Source organism: Streptomyces alfalfae (assembly GCF_004127445.1).
Taxonomy (GTDB): domain Bacteria; phylum Actinomycetota; class Actinomycetes; order Streptomycetales; family Streptomycetaceae; genus Streptomyces; species Streptomyces alfalfae.
On record NZ_QEXM01000051.1, the window covers coordinates 227,225 to 247,592 of the forward strand.

The 20,368-nt window shown below is 68.0% G+C and carries 16 protein-coding genes and 1 tRNA gene; 5 read left to right on the forward strand and 12 right to left on the reverse strand.

Annotation, left to right across the window (positions count from 1 at the left end):
* The first annotated feature begins 77 nt into the window (after positions 1–77).
* Positions 78–1,277: a GDSL-type esterase/lipase family protein gene (locus DCW30_RS37990; protein ID WP_076686779.1), complete on the forward strand. Its 1,200-nt coding sequence runs from the start codon at positions 78–80 to the stop codon at positions 1,275–1,277.
* A 72-nt stretch (positions 1,278–1,349) separates the two neighbouring features.
* Here the strand turns inward: DCW30_RS37990 and DCW30_RS33025 are convergent, their stop codons facing one another.
* Positions 1,350–3,161 carry a bifunctional metallophosphatase/5'-nucleotidase gene (locus DCW30_RS33025; RefSeq protein ID WP_076686780.1) on the reverse strand — a complete coding sequence of 604 codons (1,812 nt, stop codon included), beginning with the start codon at positions 3,159–3,161 and terminating at the stop codon, positions 1,350–1,352.
* Positions 3,162–3,315: 154 nt separating this feature from the next.
* Between DCW30_RS33025 and DCW30_RS33030 the strand changes: the two genes are divergently transcribed.
* Both DCW30_RS33030 and pyk read left to right on the forward strand, forming a co-directional pair.
* Positions 3,316–4,023, forward strand: a complete 708-nt coding sequence (locus tag DCW30_RS33030) for an SIMPL domain-containing protein (protein ID WP_076686781.1) — start codon at positions 3,316–3,318, stop codon at positions 4,021–4,023.
* Between the two features lie 123 nt (positions 4,024–4,146).
* The gene (gene pyk / locus DCW30_RS33035) at positions 4,147–5,583 is read left to right on the forward strand and encodes a pyruvate kinase (RefSeq protein WP_076686782.1); all 1,437 of its coding nucleotides are present in this window, start codon (positions 4,147–4,149) and stop codon (positions 5,581–5,583) included.
* A gap of 3 nt (positions 5,584–5,586) precedes the next feature.
* Here pyk and DCW30_RS33040 read toward each other — a convergent pair whose 3' ends face one another.
* Both DCW30_RS33040 and DCW30_RS33045 read right to left on the reverse strand, forming a co-directional pair.
* Positions 5,587–6,357: a transcriptional regulator gene (locus tag DCW30_RS33040; RefSeq protein WP_103557658.1), complete on the reverse strand. Its 771-nt coding sequence runs from the start codon at positions 6,355–6,357 to the stop codon at positions 5,587–5,589.
* 109 nt (positions 6,358–6,466) lie between these two features.
* Positions 6,467–6,541, reverse strand: a tRNA-Leu gene (locus DCW30_RS33045).
* A 102-nt stretch (positions 6,542–6,643) separates the two neighbouring features.
* Here DCW30_RS33045 and DCW30_RS33050 point away from each other — a divergent pair.
* Entirely contained in the window at positions 6,644–7,303 is a 660-nt protein-coding gene (locus DCW30_RS33050) for an ANTAR domain-containing response regulator (RefSeq protein WP_062780323.1), read from the forward strand.
* 88 nt (positions 7,304–7,391) lie between these two features.
* Here DCW30_RS33050 and DCW30_RS33055 read toward each other — a convergent pair whose 3' ends face one another.
* The 9 genes from DCW30_RS33055 to DCW30_RS33090 form a co-directional block, all read right to left on the reverse strand.
* A complete protein-coding gene (locus DCW30_RS33055; protein WP_062780324.1) occupies positions 7,392–8,108 on the reverse strand; it encodes an ABC transporter ATP-binding protein in 717 nt (238 codons plus the stop codon).
* Positions 8,105–8,929, reverse strand: coding sequence for an ABC transporter ATP-binding protein (locus DCW30_RS33060; protein ID WP_237283450.1), 825 nt, complete (start codon positions 8,927–8,929; stop codon positions 8,105–8,107). Before DCW30_RS33060 ends, DCW30_RS33055 begins: the two co-directional genes overlap by 4 nt.
* A 3-nt stretch (positions 8,930–8,932) precedes the next feature.
* Complete coding sequence (locus tag DCW30_RS33065) at positions 8,933–10,774, reverse strand: branched-chain amino acid ABC transporter permease (protein WP_076689436.1); 1,842 nt, start codon at positions 10,772–10,774, stop codon at positions 8,933–8,935.
* 5 nt (positions 10,775–10,779) lie between these two features.
* Complete coding sequence (locus tag DCW30_RS33070; RefSeq protein ID WP_062780325.1) at positions 10,780–11,709, reverse strand: branched-chain amino acid ABC transporter permease; 930 nt, start codon at positions 11,707–11,709, stop codon at positions 10,780–10,782.
* Positions 11,710–11,826: 117 nt separating this feature from the next.
* Entirely contained in the window at positions 11,827–13,077 is a 1,251-nt protein-coding gene (locus DCW30_RS33075) for a branched-chain amino acid ABC transporter substrate-binding protein (protein ID WP_062780326.1), read from the reverse strand.
* A gap of 290 nt (positions 13,078–13,367) precedes the next feature.
* Positions 13,368–13,964: a hypothetical protein gene (locus DCW30_RS33080; protein ID WP_076686784.1), complete on the reverse strand. Its 597-nt coding sequence runs from the start codon at positions 13,962–13,964 to the stop codon at positions 13,368–13,370.
* Positions 13,961–14,359 carry a hypothetical protein gene (locus tag DCW30_RS36930; RefSeq protein WP_076686785.1) on the reverse strand — a complete coding sequence of 133 codons (399 nt, stop codon included), beginning with the start codon at positions 14,357–14,359 and terminating at the stop codon, positions 13,961–13,963. The genes DCW30_RS33080 and DCW30_RS36930 overlap by 4 nt, the downstream gene beginning before the upstream one ends.
* A gap of 146 nt (positions 14,360–14,505) precedes the next feature.
* Positions 14,506–14,979: a PaaI family thioesterase gene (locus tag DCW30_RS33085; RefSeq protein WP_076686786.1), complete on the reverse strand. Its 474-nt coding sequence runs from the start codon at positions 14,977–14,979 to the stop codon at positions 14,506–14,508.
* Between the two features lie 70 nt (positions 14,980–15,049).
* A complete protein-coding gene (locus tag DCW30_RS33090; RefSeq protein WP_076686787.1) occupies positions 15,050–17,329 on the reverse strand; it encodes an FdhF/YdeP family oxidoreductase in 2,280 nt (759 codons plus the stop codon).
* Between the two features lie 215 nt (positions 17,330–17,544).
* On the opposite strand from DCW30_RS33090, the gene polA reads away from it, so the two are divergent.
* Positions 17,545–20,208, forward strand: a complete 2,664-nt coding sequence (gene polA, locus DCW30_RS33095) for a DNA polymerase I (RefSeq protein ID WP_416069397.1) — start codon at positions 17,545–17,547, stop codon at positions 20,206–20,208.
* Positions 20,209–20,368: the final 160 nt, after the last annotated feature.

The following is a 20,368-nucleotide window of genomic DNA, read 5'->3' on the forward strand; positions in this document are numbered from 1 at the left end:
GGCACCCTCGGACATTCCCTGCGAAAAAAAACGACCCACAACGAAATACCGCGCCACACAAGCCTGTTCAGCCCAGCATGACCACCCACACCAGCGCCACACCCACCACCGGCACCACCTGGACCGCGGCCTTCCGCTCCGCCGTCATCAGCCCCCACGAGAGCATCGACCTCTTCGAGATCCGCAGCTTCACCGCCCAGACCCTCCGCCAAGTCATCCGCCTCGACGGCGGCGGCACCGCCCTGCGCCTCCACCTCAGCAACCGCTACGGCCGACAACCCCTCCACATCGGCGGCGCCCACCTCGCCCGACGCACCACGGGCAGCACCATCGACCCCACCACCGACACCCCCCTCACCGTCGACGGCGCCCACGACTTCACCATCCCCGCCGGCGCCGACGTCACCACCGACCCCCTCCACCAGACCGTCACCGCGGGCGACGAATGGGCCCTCACCCTCTGGCTCCCCGACGACACGGGCCCCGCCACCTACTCCGCCGTCCCCCTGCGCACCGGCTACACCGTCCCCGGCAACGCCCTCACCGCACCCACCCTCGACGGCGCCGAAGACCTCCAGGAACTCGCCACCCGCCACTACATCAGCGGCGCCGACGTCCTCGCCCCCACCGGCACACCCGTCACCGTCGCCTTCGGCGACTCCTGGTTCGAAGGCGCCGGCACCACCCACGACACCGACAACCGCTTCCCCGACCTGCTCAACAACCGCCTCCGCGCCGCCGGACACCCCGGCTGGACCGTCAACACCGGCATCTCCGCCAACCGCCTGCTCACCGACGAAATCGGCGAACACGCCCTCGCCCGCCTCCAGCGCGACGCCCTCGACATCCCCGGCGCCACCCACGTGCTGATCCACTTCGGCCTCAACGACCTCGGCATCCCCGGCCAGGAGGCCTACCCCGACCCCGCCCCCATCCCCACCGCAGCCGACCTCATCACCGGCCTCACCACCCTCGCCGACCGCATCCACGCCGCCGGCCTCACCGCCATCACCACCACCGTCGGCCCCTACAAGGACACCGTCTACGAGGGCTACTCCACCCCCGAAGGCGTCGCCGTCGCCCGCGAGGTCAACGCCTGGATACGCGGCGCGGACAGCCCCTTCGACGCCTACGCCGACTTCGCCGCCGCCGTCGCGGACCCCGCCGACCCCGACCGGATCCACGACGACTACGACAGCGGCGACGGCCTCCACGTCAACGACGCCGGCGCCCAGGCACTCGCCGACACCGTCGACCTCGCCACCCTCAAGAACTGAGCGGCACGGACACCAGAAAACCGGCGCGAACACCAGAAAACCGGCGCGAACACCAGAAAACCGGCACGGACACTAGAACACCGGCGTACCGTCCCGGGTCAGCTTCCAGTCCACCGACGCGAACTGATCCGGGTCGATCGTCCCCTTCGCCTTCACCCAACCGATGATCGTGTTCCGGATCTCCTCCGAATTCGCCCACACCTGCTTGGCACCCGCGACATGCGGGAAGTTGCCCCCACCACTCGCCCGGTAGTTGTTCACCGCGAGCACGAACTCCGCCTTCGGATCGATCGCCGCACCCCGGAACGACAACCCCACGATCCGCGAACCCACCGGCTTCGCGATGTCGATCTCATACGACACACCGGACACCGCGTCGTAGTTGTAATCCGGAATGCCCTCCGCGTTCGTCAACGTCGCCGGATCCACCGGAGCATCCGCCGCCGTCCGCACGTAATACCTCGCCGAGAACTCCAGATACTCCTTCAGCTGCGCACCCGTCACCAACCGCGCCTCCAGCGTGTTCTCGAAGGGATACAGACCCGCCGCATCCCGGATGGTCACCTCACCCGCCGGGATACGCGCCGTACGCGAGAAACACGACGCCTGCGAAAGCACCGGCAGCGACGCATACGCCCCGCCCTTCAACGCCTCCGCCACCGTCTCCCGCTGCACCTCATTGATCAGATCAATGATCGGGACATCCTTGTACGGCCCCTCCGCCGTGCTCATCGCCGTCATCGACGTGCCGATGACCTGATTGACGTACGCCACGACCTTCTCGTGCTCATCGGCCAGCAACCGCGTGATCTTCTCGTCCTCCACTGCCGTGTTGGAGTTCCGGACCTGCGCCCCGACCCTCTCCACCGTCCAGCGGCCCTTCTCCCACACCAGGTCGAAGTCGAACAGCGTCAACCGCTGCCCCCACTTCAGCGGCTCCGAGAGCACCACCTTCTTGCCCGTCGCCTTGTTCTCCACGAAGTACTCGGGAATCTCCGTGTGCGCATGACCCACGAGAATCGCGTCGATACCCGCCACCTGCTCCGCCACCAGACCCGCCGCGTTCTCCACATACGGCAACTGATCCCCGTACGACGACGTACCACTCGACCCCGAGTGCGCCGACACGATCACCACATCCGCACCCATCGACCGCAGCCTCGGCACCCACTTCGCCGCCTGCTCCTCAAGACCCGGGAACGTCATCCTGCCCTGCACGTTCGCCTTGTCCCAGATCGCGATACCCGGATTCGTCAACCCCAGCACCGCCACCCGCACATCCCTCCCGTGCGGAGTCCGCAACCGCTTCATGACATACGGCGGAAAAGCCGGACGCAGCGTCTTCGCGTCCAACGCGTTGGCGCCCAGCAGCGGGAAATCACACTGCTCCTCGAACTTCCGGAGCACCGGGATACCATAATTGAACTCGTGATTCCCCAGCGCCGCCGCGTCATACCCGATGGCGTTCATCGCCTGCGCCATCGGATGCACCGGACCACGCCGCGCGGTGATCGGATCGACCTTCGCGTAGTAATACGAGAGCTGCGTCCCCTGGATCGTGTCACCTGCGTCGATGAGAAGAGTGTTCCGGCGGCCCTTCTCCTCGCGGACCTCATTCACCAACGTCGAGATCTTCGCCAGACCCACATCATTGTGGTCCTTGTCGTCGAACTCCTTGTCAGTGAAATAATCCCAGTTGAAGACATTGCCGTGCAGATCCGTCGTACCGAGGACGGTGAACGAATACCGCTTCTTCCGACGACCGCGCCCACCACGCCCGCCATACGCCTCCGCCGACGACGGAGCCGCCACCGCACCCGTCACAGCCAGACCCACACCCGACGCGGCAGACGTGCCCAGGAACTTCCTGCGGTTCAACGGCATCTCTCAGAACTCCTCGATCAGACCTCGGTAACGCGCGTAGATAACGCGCGTAGATTCTGGCCCCCACCACCACACCCGCAACAGACCCCACAGGTTGCGATCCGATGACTGTCAGAGGAACCCCACCACAGCTCAGCAGTGCCACAGTGGCCCCATGGACACGAACCCCGCCCCCACCCCCTACGGCACCCCCGACGCACCCCGCCTCGCCGTCCGGGGCGAAGCCCACCTCGAAGCCGACCCCGAAATCGCCCGCATCACCATCACCGTCCACGCCCGCGGCACCGACCGCCGCGACACCCTCGACGACCTCACCCGCCGCAACACCCACGCCCTCGACCTCATCAAGACCTACGGCGACGCCATCGAGAACATCGAAACCGGCGCCTTCTCCATCAGCCCCGAACTCACCCGACACGGTCGCGCCGAACGCGTCCGCGCCTACCGCGGCCGCGTCCACATCACCGCCGAACTCACCGACTTCACCGCACTCGGCGAACTCACCACCCGCCTCGCCGACCTCGAACTCACCCACGTCGAAGGCCCCTGGTGGGCCCTGCGCCCCGACTCACCCACCCACCGCCACGCACGCCAACAAGCCGTACGCGAAGCCGTCCAACGCGCCCGCGAATACGCCGAAGCCCTCGGCGCCTCACTCGCCGCCCTCGTCGAACTCGCCGACACCGGCGCCGACGACACCCCCGCCCACGGCTACGGAGCCCCCGCCGGCACCCTGCGCGCCGCCTACGCCGGAGCCGCCGACCACGCCACCGAAGCCACCCCCCTCGACCTCGAACCACAACGCCAGCACGTCTACGCCACCGTCAACGCACGCTTCACCATGACGCCACCCGCCCTCTGAAAGATGCTCATCGGAGCAACACCCCGCACACTTCAACACTTGTCAATTACCCTTCACGCAAAGGTTGTTGAGCAGTCACGTCCAACCAATTCCCTACCAACGGGTAAGCCCTAGGCTCACACCATGCGCCGAGCAAAAATCGTCAGCACCCTGGGACCCGCCACCGACTCGTACGACCAGATCAAGGCCCTGGTCGCAGCCGGAATGGACGTAGCACGCTTCAACCTCAGCCACGGCACCCACGCCGAACACGAGGAGCGCTACCAGCGCGTGCGCAAGGCCTCCGAAGAGAGCGGCCGCAGCGTCGGCGTCCTCGCCGACCTTCAAGGCCCGAAGATCCGCCTCGGCCGCTTCCACGAAGGCCCCGTACTCCTTGAACGCGGCGACGAATTCACCATCACCGTCGAACCCGACACCCAAGGCGACCGCCAACAGTGCGGCACCACCTACAGCGGCCTCGCCGAGGACGTCACCACCGGCGAACGCATCCTCGTCGACGACGGCAAAGTCACCCTCGAAGTCACCGCCGTCAACGGCCCCCGCGTCACCACCACCGTCATCGAAGGCGGCATGGTCTCCGACCACAAAGGCCTCAACCTCCCCGGCGTCGCCGTCTCCGTCCCCGCACTCTCCGACAAGGACCAAGAAGACCTCCGCTGGGCCCTGCGCACCGGCTGCGACATCATCGCCCTCTCCTTCGTCCGCAGCGGCCGCGACATCGAAGACGTCCACCGCATCATGGACGAAGAAGGCCGCCGCCTCCCCGTCATCGCCAAGGTCGAAAAACCCCAGGCCGTCGACAACATCGAGGACATCGTCGCCGCCTTCGACGGCATCATGGTCGCCCGAGGCGACCTCGGCGTCGAAATGCCCCTCGAACAAGTCCCCATCGTCCAGAAGCGCGCCATCAAACTCGCCAAGCGCAACGCCAAACCGGTCATCGTCGCCACCCAGATGCTCGACTCGATGATCGACAACTCCCGGCCCACCCGCGCCGAAGCCTCCGACGTCGCCAACGCCGTCATCGACGGCACCGACGCCGTCATGCTCTCCGGCGAGACCAGCGTCGGCAAATACCCCATCGAAACCGTCCGCACCATGGCCCGCATCGTCGAAGCCGCGGAAGAAGACATCCTCGCCAAGGGCCTCCCGCCCCTCACCGAACGCAGCAAACCCCGCACCCAGGGCGGCGCCGTCGCCCGAGCCGCCGCCGAAATGGGCGACTTCCTCGGCGCCAAGTTCCTCGTCGCCTTCACCCAGTCCGGCGACACCGTCCGCCGCCTCAGCCGCTACCGCTCACCCATCCCGCTCCTCGCCTTCACCCCGGACGCGGCGACCCGGGCGCAGCTCAACCTGACGTGGGGTGTGGAGACCCTGCTCGGCCCGCACGTCGACTCCACCGACGCGATGGTCGACCAGGTCGACGAACTCCTCCTGCGGAGCGGCCGCTGCGAGCGGGGCGACGTGGTCGTCATCACGGCCGGCTCCCCGCCGGGGGTCGCGGGCTCCACGAACCTGGTCCGGGTCCACCACATCGGCGAGGACGACAGCCCGCGGTAGCTCTCAGTGCTTGGGGCCGACGTGGGCGTCCATGAGGGCTACGGAGGCTTTGCGGGCCACGGAGATGTTGTACGGGTTGCCGTGGCGGGTGCAGTGCGTCCAGGTGATGCCGAGCTTGTCGAGGGTGTCGGTGTACAGCCCCCGGATGTCGTCGGAGACGTTGGTGAAGAAGTACCGCGGGTACTCGTAGCGCTTGCGCTCGCCCTGAACCATGCGGGTCGTCCGGTTCGTGACGCGGCAACCGTCGGAGTGGATCAGCCCCTGGACGAATTCCCACGGATGGGCGTCCACGATCTCCTGCTGCCAGGGCTCCAGGGAGATCTCGCGCGCGTGCTTCTTGCCGGGCCCGTGCTGGGGGAAGAGGCAGGGCCAGTGCTTGCTGTAACAAGTGACGTTCTGGCAGCCCTGTCGCTGGACGCGGAAGACTCGGTTGTCCGGGCGCAATATCTGCATGGCCTCGGCGCATGCGTCGATAAGTCCGGGCCAGGCGTCGGCGCACGTGACACGGAGGAAGTACACGCCGCGGCAGTGGTGGGTGATGCAGCCGTCACCGAGATACAGCCCCAGTAGGTAGGCGTAGGCCGCAGGGCTTGAGGGAAGCTCGGGTTCGATCAGGCATCGTGGGCATGGCGTGGCACGTGAGAGTGGTTCGACGCGCGCCTGCCAGGCCCGCATTGCCGCCCGCGAGACGCCAGTCTCTTTGCTGACGGAGTTCAGGCTGCGGCCTTCCTCGATCAGAGCCAGCACTCGCCTACGTGTGCGCATGTCGTACATGAGGTCGAGGCTGATCGCATACGACATCCCGGCGAGGGATAAAACAGATTGCGTACACGATCAAGTGAAGCTCAGCGAAGTTCGCGTGACCTTGGAAATGAAGGAAAAGTGCCCCAGGTGGGATTCGAACCCACACTGTCCGCTGTTTGAGAGCGGCCTCTCTGACCAGTTGGAGTACTGGGGCCTTAGAAAGGAAGGGTAGCCTAGCCCCCTTGCGTCACCACCTTATCGTAGCTAGGTAGGCTCTGGGGAGTAGCACCTTCCCGGCCCGCATCAAGGAGCCCCCGTGACCGCCCCCGAGTCGCCCCAGCCCGCAGACGACGTGTCCGACGACGACCAGTCGCACGTGCCGCCGCTGACGACCCGCGTCGTCATCGCCGAGGACGAGGCCCTGATCCGGCTCGACCTCAAAGAGATGCTCGAGGAAGAGGGCTACACCGTCGTAGGCGAGGCCGGTGACGGCGAGAAGGCCGTCGAGCTGGCCCGCGAGCACCGGCCGGACCTCGTGATCCTGGACGTGAAGATGCCCGTGATGGACGGCATCACCGCGGCGGAGAAGATCGCCGAGGAGTCCATCGCCCCGGTGCTCATGCTGACCGCGTTCTCGCAGCGCGACCTCGTCGAGCGGGCGAGGGACGCGGGTGCGATGGCGTACCTCGTGAAGCCGTTCAGCAAGAGTGACGTCGTCCCGGCGATCGAGATGGCCGTCTCGCGGTTCACGGAGCTGAAGACGCTGGAGAAGGAGGTCGCGGACCTCTCGCAGCGGCTGGAGACGCGGAAGCTGGTGGACCGCGCGAAGTCGATTCTGCAGACGGAGTACGGCCTGACGGAGCCGGCCGCGTTCCGGTGGATCCAGAAGACGTCGATGGACCGGCGCCTCTCGATGCAGCAGGTGGCGGAGGCGGTCATCGAGGACGCCGAGGAGAAGAAGGCGGCCAAGGGCTAGCCCGGACAGGCACGGTCGTACGGAGAGGCCCGCGTCCCCAGGCCAGGGGGTGCGGGCCTCTTCGTGTGCGCAAGCGCGCGGCGTGGGGTCAGTCCTCGCCGAGGTATGCCTTCCGCACGGATTCGTCGTGCAGGAGGTCGCCTCCCGTGCCGGAGAGGACGATCTTGCCGACTTCCATGACGTGGCCGTGGTCGGCGAGGGAGAGCGCGGCCTGGGCGTTCTGTTCGACGAGGAGGATCGTGGTGCCGCCGGCCTTGAGTTCGGCGATGGTGGCCATGATCTTCTGCATCATGATCGGCGAGAGGCCCATGGAGGGTTCGTCGAGCATGAGGAGTTTGGGCTGGGACATGAGGGCGCGGCCCATGGCGAGCATTTGTTGTTCGCCGCCGGAGAGGGTGCCTGCGGCTTGTTTGCGGCGTTCTCCGAGGATGGGGAAGAGGTCGTAGGCGCGCTGGATGTCTTTTTCGATGCCTGTTTTGTCGGTGCGGAGGTAGGCGCCGAGGCGGAGGTTGTTCTCGATGGTCATGCGGGGGAAGATGTGGCGGCCTTCGGGGGAGTGGGCGAGGCCGAGGGAGACGATTTGGTCGGCGCGGTATTTACGCAGGGTTTTTCCGTTGAATTTGATGCTGCCGCCCACGGGCTTGAGGAGGCCCGACAGGGTGCGGAGTGTCGTGGTTTTTCCTGCGCCGTTGGTGCCGATGAGGGTGACGACCTGGCCGGCTTCCACGGTGAAGGAGATGCCTTTGACGGCTTCGATCTTGCCGTAGGCGACGCGGAGGTCCTCGACTTCGAGGAGTGCGGTCATGACTTGTTCTCCTCGAAGGGCTCGCCGAGGTAGGCGGCGATGACGCGGTCGTCCTGCTGGACTGTTTCGCTGGATCCTTCGACGAGTTTTTCGCCTTGTACGAGGACGGCCACGCGGTCGCAGAGGTTGAAGATGAAGCGCATGTCGTGCTCGATGACGAGGACGGCGATTCCCATGTCGCGGATGGCGAAGACGAGTTCTTCGGTGGCGCGGGTTTCCTGGGGGTTCATGCCGGCGGTGGGTTCGTCGAGGAGCAGCAGTCCTGGTTCGCTGGCGAGGGCGCGTGCGATTTCCAGTTTGCGTTGTTCTCCGTAGGGGAGGTTGCGTGAGAGGTGTTCGGCTTTGTCTGCGAGTCCTACGAATTCGAGGAGTTCCATGGCGCGTGCTTTGGATGCGGCTTCTGCCTTGTGGAATCCGGGGCCGCGGAGGAGGGCTGACCAGAGGCCTTCTTTGGTGCGGGTGTGGCGTCCTACGAGGACGTTTTCGAGGACGGTCATGTTGGCGAAGAGGCGGATGTTCTGGAAGGTGCGGGCGATTCCTGCGGCGGTGACTTTGAAGGATTTTGCGGGGAGGATGTCGCCTTTGTAGCGGACTTCGCCTTCGGTGGGGATGTAGAGGCCGGTGAGGCAGTTGAAGAAGGTGGTTTTGCCGGCGCCGTTGGGTCCGATGAGTCCGACGATTTCGCCGCTGTTGACGGTGAGGTCGACGGAGCGTACGGCGGTGAGGCCGCCGAAGCGCATGGTGACGCCGCGGGCGTCGAGGACGGTTTGTCCGGCGGGGGCGGCCGGGGTCTGGCCTTGTTCGGTGGTGTTGGTGGTCATGGGTCAGGCCCCTGTCTTGCTGAGGACTGCGGGTGGCGGTGTCTCGCCGGGGGCGAGTTCGGCCTCGTGGAATTCGAGTTGGCGGCGTCGGTTGGGGATGAGGCCTTCGGGGCGGAATCGCATGAGGAGTGCGAGGGCGAGTCCGAAGGCGAAGAGCTGGTAGTCGCCGAGGAAGGCGAGTTTGTTGGGGATGAGGTAGAGGAGTGCGGCGCCGACGAGGGGCCCGCTGATGGTTCCCATGCCGCCGAGGACGACGGCGGCGAGGAGGAATGCGGAGTTGGGAGGGACGGTGTTGGCGAATTGGTATTGCTCGGGGGTGACGGTGTAGGTGACGTGGGCCTGGACGGTTCCGGCGAGTCCGGCGAGTGCGGCGCCGAGGGCGAAGGCGATGAGTTTGACGCGGAAGCCGTTGATGCCCATGGCGAGTGCGGCGGTTTCGTCTTCGCGGATGGCGACCCAGGCGCGTCCGATGCGTGAGTCTCCGCTGCGGCGGAAGACGAGGACGACGACGAGGGTGATGAGCAGCATCAGGAAGAAGTAGTTGGCGAATCGGCCGATGGTGAAGCCGGCGATGCTGTGTTCGATGCCGAAGTCGAAGCCGAGGATCTTGAGGTTGGGGATGGAGCTGATGCCGTTGGATCCGTTGGTGATGTCGGGTCCGGAGGCGCCGTCGGAGTTCATGGCGACGAGGCGGAAGATTTCGCCGAATCCGAGGGTGACGATGGCGAGGTAGTCGCCGCGCAGGCGGAGGGTGGGTGCGCCGATGAGGACGCCGAAGATGAGGGATGCGGCGGCGCCGACGAGGATGGCGGCCCAGAAGGGGAGGTGGATGTCGAAGGGGCTGCTGGGGGAGCCGGAGACCATGGAGGCGGCGTAGGCGCCGACGCCGAGGAAGGCGACGTATCCGAGGTCGAGGAGTCCGGCGAGTCCGACGACGATGTTCAGGCCGAGGGCGACGGTGGCGAAGATGAGGATGTAGACGCCGATGGTGGCGTATTGGTCGTCGCTTTGGGTGAAGGGGAATGCGGCGGCGGCGAGGAAGGCGCCGATGAGGGTGATGTTGCGGTGGCGTGCGGTGTAGACGGAGATCTGGGCGACGATTCCGGCTTTGGCGAGGGCGGCGAAGCCGAGGCCGACGGAGATGAGGAAGCCGATGAAGAGTTCGTCGTATTCGGTGCCGATGCCGTAGGTGAAGACGAGGAGGCCTGTGGCGAGGGCGGTGATGATGATGAGGATTTCGAGGTATGAGTTGAGTTTGCGTGGTGTGGGGGGTGTTTCGGCGGCGAAGGCGCCCTTGAGGACGGTCATGCCGTTGCGTGTGCGGTGTTTGAACTGTTCCCAGCTGGTGTCTTCGGGGTCGACGGGGTAGGTCCGGGGGCGTGGGTAGGGGAGTGCGAGGGCGCCGGTGAGGGCGGTGAGGGTGGCGATGGCGGTGATCCAGCCGCCGGGTTCGAGGTTGGCGAGTCCGCCGAGGTGGGTGCTGATGGCGAGGATGGTGTACCAGGCGGTGCCGAAGGCGGCGAGGGCGGCGTATTTGAGGGCGGCGTCGGCGTTGCCGGGGGTGATGGCTCGGATGCCTTTGATGTCGTAGGAGGCGAGTCCGAGGAGTGTGGTGAGGGCGCCGGTGATGAGGACGAGCCATTGGAGTCCGCCGGGGTAGCCGTAGACGGTGAGGTCGCCGGGGAACGCGGCGGTCCAGGTCCAGGCGAGGAAGGCGGAGATGATGGTGAGTGCGCCGCCGCCGGTGGCGAGGGCGCGGGCGGTGGTGGTGGGGATGGGGATGAGGCCGGTGGGCGGCTTCTCTTTGTGGGGGGCGTTGTCGTTCGTGGTGGTGTGTGTGTTCATGGTGGTCACGCCCTGTCCGCGACGCGCTCGCCGAGTAGGCCTTGGGGCCTGACGAGGAGGACGACGATGAGGAGTACGAACGCCCAGACGTCGGCCCAGGACTGGCCGCCGAGTTTGTCCATGCCGGGGATGTCGTTCATGTAGGCGGTGGCCATGGCTTCGGCGATGCCGAGGACGAGGCCGCCGATCATGGCGCCGTAGATGTTGCCGATGCCGCCGAGGACGGCGGCGGTGAAGGCTTTGAGGCCCCAGAGGAAGCCCATGCGGAAGTTGACTTCGCCGTAGCGGAAGCCGTAGGCGACGGCGGCGATGCCGGCGAAGGCGGCTCCGAGGGCGAAGGCGACGACGATGACGCGGTCGGTGTTGACGCCCATGAGTTTGGCGGTGTCGGGGTCTTGTGCGGTGGCTTGCATGCCGCGGCCGACGCGGGTTTTCATCACGAACCAGCCGAGGGCGAACATGCAGATCGGTGCGGCCACGACGAGGAAGAGGTCGCCGGGTTGGATGGTGACGCTGCCGATGTGGATGGAGTCGCCGGGGATCTCGGGGAAGGTGCGGGAGGATTTGGCGTTGGGGTACCAGGCCCAGACGGCTTGTTGCAGGGCGAGGGAGAGGCCGATGGCGGTGATGAGTGGGGCGAGTCGGGGGGCGCCGCGCAGGGGTCGGTAGGCGAAGCGTTCGGCTCCGACGGCGACGGTGGTGGAGACGATGACGGCGCCTATGATCATGAGGGGTATGGCCACCCACATGGTGGTGCCGCCGGGGAGCCAGAGCCAGACGGTGAGGGCGCCGAAGCCGCCGACCATGAAGATCTCGCCGTGGGCGAAGTTGATGAGCTGGACGATGCCGTAGACCATTGTGTAGCCGATGGCGATCAGGCCGTACATGGATCCCAGTAGCAGGCCGTTGACCAGCTGTTGCGGCAGTTCGTGCACCGCAGGTCCTCCGAGTCTTTCGAATGCGACGGATTGCGACACGCGTCGGATGTGACGCCGCGCGGGGCGCTGTCGGGCAGCGCCCCGCGCGGTTGTGTCGTGACTGCGGGTGGTGGGTCAGCCGGTGAAGGTGCCGGACTCGACGGGCTTCCAGCCCTTGGCGGGGTCGGCGGTGTCCTTGACCTGGTAGACGGTGAGTTGCTTGTTGGTGGCGTCGCCGTATTCGTCGAAGGAGACCTTGCCGGTGACGCCGTCGAAGGAGACGTCCTGCATGGCGTCGACGATCTTGGCGCGGGCGTCGGAGGGCAGTTTGCCGTCGTTGTCCTCGACGACCTTCTTGACGGCCTCGATGATCGCCCAGGCGGAGTCGTAGGAGTAGCCGCCGTAGGCCTCGTAGGCTTCCTTGTAGCCGGCTTCCTTGTAGTTCGCGATGAACTCCTTGGCGGAGGGAAGCTGTTCGACGGGCTGGCCGACGGAGGTGGCGTAGTCGCCCTTGCCGTCCTTGCCGGAGAGTTTGATGTAGTCGGCGCTGTAGATGCCGTCGCCGCCGACGAGGGGGATCTTGGCTCCGGCCTTCTTCATCTGCTTGCTGAGGGGGCCGGCCGCGGGGTATTCGCCGCCGTAGTAGACGACGTCGGCGTCGGAGTTGCGGATCTTGGTGGCGACGGCGCCGAAGTCCTTGGTGTCGGGGTTGACGTGTTCGGTGCCGGCGACCTTGCCGCCGAGCTTGGTGAACTCGTCCTTGAAGGTGGCGGCGAGGCCGGCGCCGTAGGTCTTCTTGTCGTCGATGACGAAGACCTTCTTCTTCTTGGCCTTGTTGTACAGGTACTGCGCGGCGAAGGGGCCCTGGATGGCGTCCGTGGTGGCGGTGCGGAAGTAGGCCTTGTAGGGGCGGGTCTTCTTGCCGCCGTTCCAGTCCGGGCCCTGGGTCATGGCCGGGTTGGTGTTGGCGGGGGAGACCTGGACGAGTTTGGCGTCGTCGAAGACCTTCTGCATGGACTCGCCGACGGAGGAGTTCAGGGGGCCGACGGCGCCGAGGATGTCCTTGTTGGCGACGAACTTGGTGGCGTTCGTCTGGCCGGAGGAGGGCTGGCCCTGGTCGTCGGCGGACTCCATCTTGAAGGTGATGCCGTCGACGTACTTCTTCTTGTTGGCCTGCTTGACGGCGAGGTCGACGGAGTTGCGGATGCCGAGGCCGAGTGCGGAGAGGTCACCGGTCAGTGGCGCGTCGACGCCGATGACGACTGTGGTGCCGCCGCCCCCGGCGTCGTCCTTGTCCTTGCTGTCGTCGCGCGAGCCACAGGCGGTGAGGGTGAGGGCCCCCGCGGTGAGTGCGGCGGTAATGGCTATGAGCGAACGTTGACGCACGATCAGTCCTTTCCCTGGCACGGCTGTCCCTTGTTGGGATGCCGAGTCGAGCGCGGAACCGAACTGACAGGAATCCGGTGGGCGCGGTGACTGGCCGTGACTCTAAGGGCGGCTTTGTGCCAGGTGGAGTGGTCGGACCAAGGCTGTGACGCTCTTGTTATGCCACGGAGTATTCCGGGCTGGAACGGGAGGGGTGGTTGGGGCTGAATCCAGCCTCATTCGTCCGTTCTCGACGTATCCGCATGCTGAGAACTCCCAGCGCAACTTGCAGGAGTGTCAGGGGGTTTGACTCATGACACCCGTGTTCGCGGGCATGCGGCGGTCAGTGCTCCGGAAAGATCGTTCGCGTATTCCGGACCGAGGATGTAACTGTGCTTCTCGTTTGCGCGCGCATTACGCAGTGTTACTTCCAGGAAAGGGAGTCCGGCATTCCGTGGCACTTCTCCGCATTCGCGAATGTGCATCGTGATGATCAACTTCCGGGGTTTTCCTGTTTTCACCGCGAATGGGGTGGGCGGTGATGCGGTCACGGAAAGGGCTGCCGAGGGCTGGGCGATGCGGCGGACGGTCGTGGGCGGAGCCGACCCCTGCCGGAAGATGACGGCGAAGGTGAGGTTCCGCTCCCCGGCGCGCGGCCGTGACATCTCGCCGGCGTATGCCACCGACACGCTCTGCGACGGCCAGGGCGGCAGCGGCTCGGGCGGCGGCTCCGGCCGCGTCAGGTACAGGGTCACTCCGGCGGCGGCGATGCCGGCCGCCGTGGCCGCGGTGAGGGCGGTGCGCAGGCGCCGGGCGCGGCGCGGGGAGAGTCGCCGCACCGGGGGTGCGGGGATGCTCTCGTGGTCGTAGGTGTCCTCGCCCGGTTCGACGGGGCCGATGGCGTTCACACCCAGGGCCCGCCGCTCGGTCCGCCGTCCTGGTGGCGCTCGGCGCAGCGCTCGCGTGCCTGCCGGTCGATCAGCTCGCGCCCGGCCGCCTCGGAGCCTGCCCCGCGCTCGGCGCGGGCGACGTCGAGGATGTCGCGCAGGATCGTGTACTGCCCGTTCGACAGGCCCATCGACTGGTAGTCGCCGTACGTGGAGTCGTGTGCCTCGTACAGCTGCCGGGCCCACTTGGTGATGATCGCGGTGCACAGCTCGGCGGGGGAGGTGGCGCGGGCCGAGGGTGCGGGGGCGGCTGTGGGGCCGGGGGCCGGCCCGGAACCGGCGCAGGCGGCCGTCGTGGGCGTGAGGGTGAGGAGGACGGTGAGGGCGAGCGCACAGAGCCGTGTCCGGTGCGTCATGCGATGACGCTAGACCGGGGTGCGCGCGCCGACAATGGTGTGCGCGGCTCGGGCATGGCCGCGTCGGACGGGCGTGCGGGGCTCGGCCGGGGGCCCGGCCGTTGTCCTCGGCGGTGTCGGGGAGCGGCCGGGCGGGGGCGGTGCGGCTAGTTGGGCGCGCCGCCCTCGGGGGCGTCCCGCAGCATGCAGGTCAGGCGGGCGCTGCAGACCCGCTTGTCGTGTTCGTCGGTGATGACGATCTCGTACGTGGCCGTGGAGCGGCCCCGGTGGACGGGGGTGGCCACGCCGGTGACGAGGCCGGAGCGGGCGCCGCGGTGGTGGGTGCAGTTCAGGTCCACGCCGACGGCGAGTTTGGTGATGCCGCCGTGGAGCATGGCGCCGACCGAGCCGAGGGTCTCGGCGAGGACGGCGGAGGCGCCGCCGTGCAGCAGGCCGTAGGGCTGGGTGTTGCCTTCGACGGGCATGGTGCCGACGACGCGCTCGGCGGAGGCCTCCAGGATCTGGACGCCCATGCGGGTGCCGAGGTGTCCCGCCGAGAACAGGGAGGGCAGGTCGACGCCGAGCGTGGCGTACTCGTCGATGACCTCCTGCGGGAACTTCACGCTGTTCTGCTCGCCCATGGGCCCGGCTCCGTCCGTTCGTCGTCGCACCTGTCGCTGAGCAAGCGCTCAGCCGTCACTGAGCGAACGCTCAGTCGACCGCCGATTGTTCCAGGCGTACGACGACGGACTTGCTGGCAGGGGTGTTGCTGGTGTCCGCGGTGGCGTCCAGCGGCACCAGGACGTTGGTCTCGGGGTAGTACGCGGCGGCGCAGCCCCTGGCCGTGGGGTAGTGGACGATCCGGAAGCCGGGCGCGCGGCGCTCTACGCCGTCGCGCCACTCGCTGACCAGGTCGGCGTAGGACCCGTCGGCGAAGCCGAGGGCGCGGGCGTCGTCGGGGTGGACGAGGACCACGCGGCGGCCGTTCCTGATGCCGCGGTAGCGGTCGTCGAGGCCGTAGATGGTGGTGTTGTACTGGTCGTGGGAGCGCAGGGTCTGCAGCAGCAGCCGTCCTTCGGGCACCGTCGGGCACTCGACGGGGGCGGCCGTGAAGTTGGCCTTGCCGGTGGCGGTGGGGAAGCGGCGCTCGTCGCGCGGGGCGTGCGGCAGGGCGAAGCCGCCGGGGGCCGCGACCTTGGTGTTGAAGTCCTCGAAGCCGGGGACCACGCGCGCGATGCGGTCGCGCACGGCGGCGTAGTCCTTCTCGAACTCCTCCCAGGGGGTGCGCGAGGCGCTGCCGAGGACGCGGCGGGCCAGGCGGCACACGATGGCGGGCTCGGAGAGGAGCGCCGGGCTCGCGGGCTGAAGGCGGCCGCGGGAGGCGTGCACCATGCCCATGGAGTCCTCGACGGTCACGAACTGCTCCGTGCCGCCCTGGACGTCGCGCTCGGTGCGGCCGAGGGTGGGCAGGATCAGGGCGCGGGCGCCGGTGACGACGTGCGAGCGGTTCAGCTTGGTGGAGACGTGGACGGTCAGGCGGGCCTTGCGCATGGCCGCCTCGGTCACCTCGGTGTCGGGGGAGGCCGCCACGAAGTTGCCGCCCATGGCGAAGAAGACCTTCGCCTCGCCGTCGCGCAGGGCGCGGATGGCGCGGACGACGTCGAGGCCGTGGTGGCGGGGCGGCGCGAAGCCGAACTCCTTCTCCAGGGCGTCGAGGAAGGCGGGCGCGGGCCGCTCGAAGATGCCCATGGTGCGATCGCCCTGGACGTTCGAGTGGCCGCGGACGGGGCAGACGCCGGCGCCGGGGCGGCCGATATTGCCGCGCAGCAGGAGGAAGTTGACGACCTCGCGGATGGTGGGCACGGAGTGCTTGTGCTGGGTCAGGCCCATCGCCCAGCACACGACGGTGCGCTCGGAGGCGAGGACCATGCGCAGGGCTTCCTCGACGCGGGCGCGCTCCAGGCCCGTGGCCTTCAGGGTGTCGTCCCAGTCGGCGTCCCGCGCGGCGGCGGCGAACTCCTCGTACCCGTGGGTGTGGGCGTCGATGAACTCCTTGTCGACCGCGCCCTCCGTCTCGAGGATGAGCTTGTTCAGGAGGCGGAAGAGGGCCTGGTCGCCGCCGATGCGGACCTGGAGGAAGAGGTCGGTCAGGGCGGTGCCCTTGAGCATGCCCTGCGGGGTCTGGGGGTTCTTGAAGCGCTCCAGGCCCGCCTCGGGCAGCGGATTGACGGTGATGATCCTCGCGCCGTTGTTCTTCGCCTTCTCCAGGGCGGACAGCATGCGCGGGTGGTTCGTGCCCGGGTTCTGCCCGGCGACGATGATCAGGTCCGACTGGTGGAGGTCGTCGAGGAGGACGCTGCCCTTGCCGACGCCGAGCGTCTCGGTCAGGGCGGAGCCGGACGACTCATGGCACATGTTCGAACAGTCGGGGAGGTTGTTCGTGCCGAACTCGCGGGCGAAGAGCTGATAGAGGAACGCCGCTTCGTTGCTGGTGCGGCCCGAGGTGTAGAAGACGGACTCGTCCGGGCCGTCCAGCGCGGTGAGCTCCTCGGCGACGATGTCGAAGGCGCGCTCCCACGAGACGGGCTCGTACCGCTCGGCGCCCTCCGCCAGGTACATCGGGTGGGTGAGGCGGCCCTGCTGGCCCAGCCAGTAACCACTGCGGGTGGCGAGGTCGGCCACCGGGTGCTCGGCGAAGAAGGCGGGCGTGACGCGGCGCAGCGTGGCCTCCTCGGCCACCGCCTTCGCGCCGTTCTCACAGAACTCCGCCTTGTGGCGGTGGTCCGGCTCGGGCCAGGCGCAGCCGGGGCAGTCGAAGCCGTCCTTCTGATTGACGCGGAGCAGGGTCAGGGCGGTGCGGCGCACGCCCATCTGCCGCTGCGCGATCTTCAGGGTGTGCCCGATGGCGGGAAGGCCGGCCGCGGCGTGCCGCGCCGGGGCGACCTGCGGCGCGTCCTGGACCGGATCGCCCTTGGGCGGCTTGCTTGCCATGGTCGGCTCCCCTTCGAGCACGGGTGTCGGCTGCGTCTGTCGATCCTGCCACGCGGCAGTGACATCGCGGGGTCCGGGTGCCGCGGAGTCCTGGACTGTCAGTGGGGCGTGGCAGGATCGGGGACGTGGCAGAAACAGCAGCGAAGAAGAAGTCCGAGACCGTGGCGACGAAGGCCGGCGAGGCGAGCGCCGGGCAGCGCCCGCGCCTGCTCCTCATGGACGGGCACTCCCTGGCCTACCGGGCGTTCTTCGCGCTGCCCGCGGAGAATTTCACGACGGCGACGGGCCAGCCGACGAACGCGATCTACGGCTTCGCGTCGATGCTGGCGAACACGCTGCGCGACGAGGCGCCCACGCACTTCGCGGTGGCGTTCGACGTCTCGCGCAAGACGTGGCGCTCCGAGGAGTTCTCGGACTACAAGGCGAACCGCTCCAAGACCCCGGACGAGTTCAAGGGGCAGGTGGAGCTGATCGGCGAGATGCTCGACGCGATGCACGCGGTGCGTTTCGCCGTCGACGGCTTCGAGGCGGACGACGTCATCGCGACGCTCGCCACGCAGGCGGAGGCGGCCGGCTTCGAGGTGCTGATCGTCACGGGTGACCGGGACTCCTTCCAGCTCATCTCCGACCACGTCACGGTGCTGTATCCCACGAAGGGCGTCTCGGAGCTGACCCGCTTCACCCCCGAGAAGGTCCAGGAGAAGTACGGCCTCACCCCCAGCCAGTACCCCGACTTCGCGGCGCTGCGCGGCGACCCGTCGGACAACCTCCCCGGCATCCCCGGCGTCGGCGAGAAGACCGCCGCGAAGTGGATCAATCAGTTCGGTTCCTTCGCCGAGCTGGTCGAGCGCGCCGACGAGGTCAAGGGCAAGGCCGGACAGAACTTCCGCGACCACCTGGAGGCGGTCAAGCTCAACCGCCGCCTGACCGAGATGGTCCGCGACGTCGAACTGCCCAGGACAGTCGCCGATTTGGAGCGCGCTCCGTACGACAGGACGGCGCTCGCCATGGTCCTGGACACCCTGGAGATCCGTAACCCCTCGCTGCGCGAGCGGCTCCTCGCGGTGGACCCGGGCGCCGAGGAGGCCGAGCAGACCCCGGCCGAGCCGGGCGTCGAGCTGGACGGCGCGGTGCTCGGCGCGGGCGAGCTCGCCCCGTGGCTCGCCGAGCACGGCAAGGCGGTCCTCGGCGTCGCCACGGTCGACACCTGGCAGCTCGGCTCGGGCACGGTCACCGAGGTGGCGCTCGCCGCCGCCGGGGGAGCGGCCGCCTGGTTCGACCCGGCCGCCCTGGACGAGGCGGACGAGAACGCCTTCGCGGCGTGGATCTCCGACCCGGCCAAGCCCAAGGTCATGCACAACGCCAAGTCGGTGATGCGGGTCTTTCCCGAGCACGGCTGGAGCGTGGCCGGCGTCACCATGGACACCGCGCTCGCCGCGTATCTCGTCAAGCCCGGTCGCCGCTCCTTCGCGCTGGACGCGCTCTCCCTGGAGTATCTGGGCCGTGAGCTCGCGCCCGCCTCCGCCGCCGACGGGCAGCTCGCCTTCGGCACGGAGGAGGACGACCGGGCCGAGGCCGACTCGCTGATGTCGCAGGCCCGCACCGTCCTCGACCTGGGCACCGCCTTCGGCGAGAAGCTGCGGGAGGTCCGCGCCAGCGAGCTGCTCGCTGACGTGGAGCTGCCGACGTCCGCGCTCCTGGCCCGGCTGGAGCGGCACGGCATCGCCGCCGACCGCGCGCACCTGGAGGCGATGGAGCAGCAGTTCGCCGGAGCCGTGCAGCAGGCGGTGAAGGAGGCGCACGCCGCGGCGGGCCACGAGTTCAACCTCGGCTCGCCCAAGCAGCTCCAGGAAGTCCTCTTCGGCGAGCTGAACCTGCCGAAGACGAAGAAGACCAAGACCGGGTACACCACGGACGCCGACGCCCTGGCCTGGCTGGCGGCCCAGACGGAGAACGAACTGCCCGTCATCATGCTCCGCCACCGCGAGCAGGCGAAGCTGCGGGTCACCGTCGAGGGCCTGATCAAGTCGATCGCCGCGGACGGCCGTATCCACACCACGTTCAACCAGACGGTCGCGGCCACGGGCCGCCTCTCCTCCACGGAGCCGAACCTCCAGAACATCCCCGTCCGCACGGACGAGGGCCGGGCGATCCGCCGCGGCTTCGTGGTCGGCGAGGGCTTCGAATCGCTGATGACCGCGGACTACAGCCAGATCGAGCTGCGCGTCATGGCGCACCTCTCCGAGGACGAGGGCCTCCTCGAGGCGTTCACCTCGGGCGAGGACCTGCACACCACGGTGGCCTCGCAGGTCTTCTCCGTCGAGCGCGACGCCGTCGACGCAGAGATGCGCCGCAAGATCAAGGCCATGTCCTACGGCCTGGCGTACGGCCTCTCCGCCTTCGGCCTCTCCCAGCAGCTGAACATCGACGCGGGCGAGGCGCGGGGTCTGATGGACACCTACTTCGAGCGGTTCGGCGGGGTGCGGGACTATCTGCGCCGCGCGGTCGACGAGGCCCGCGCCACGGGGTACACGGAGACGATGCTCGGCCGCCGCCGCTATCTCCCCGACCTCAACAGCGACAACCGCCAGCGCCGCGAGATGGCCGAGCGGATGGCGCTGAACGCCCCCATCCAGGGGACGGCGGCGGACATCGTCAAGATCGCCATGCTGAACGTGCACCGTGCGCTGACGGAGGCGAAGCTCGACTCCCGCATGCTGCTCCAGGTCCACGACGAAATCGTCCTGGAGATCGCCCCGGGCGAGCGTTCCCGGGTGGAGGAGCTGGTCCGCAGGGAGATGGCGGGAGCGGTGACGCTGCGGGCCCCGCTGGACGTCTCGGTGGGCGTCGGCCCGAACTGGGAATCCGCCGCGCACTAGCCCTCCCGGGCCGGGCAACGGCCCCACCCGAGGCTTCGCCCCTGGCCGAGTTCCACCCCTGCCCGGATTGGAGGCGCCCCGTCTGGGGGCGCGGGTGCGGTCGAGCACGGACTTGTGGGTCCCGGTGGTGTCTTCGCCGGGGGTGTCGGTGTGAGTGTCT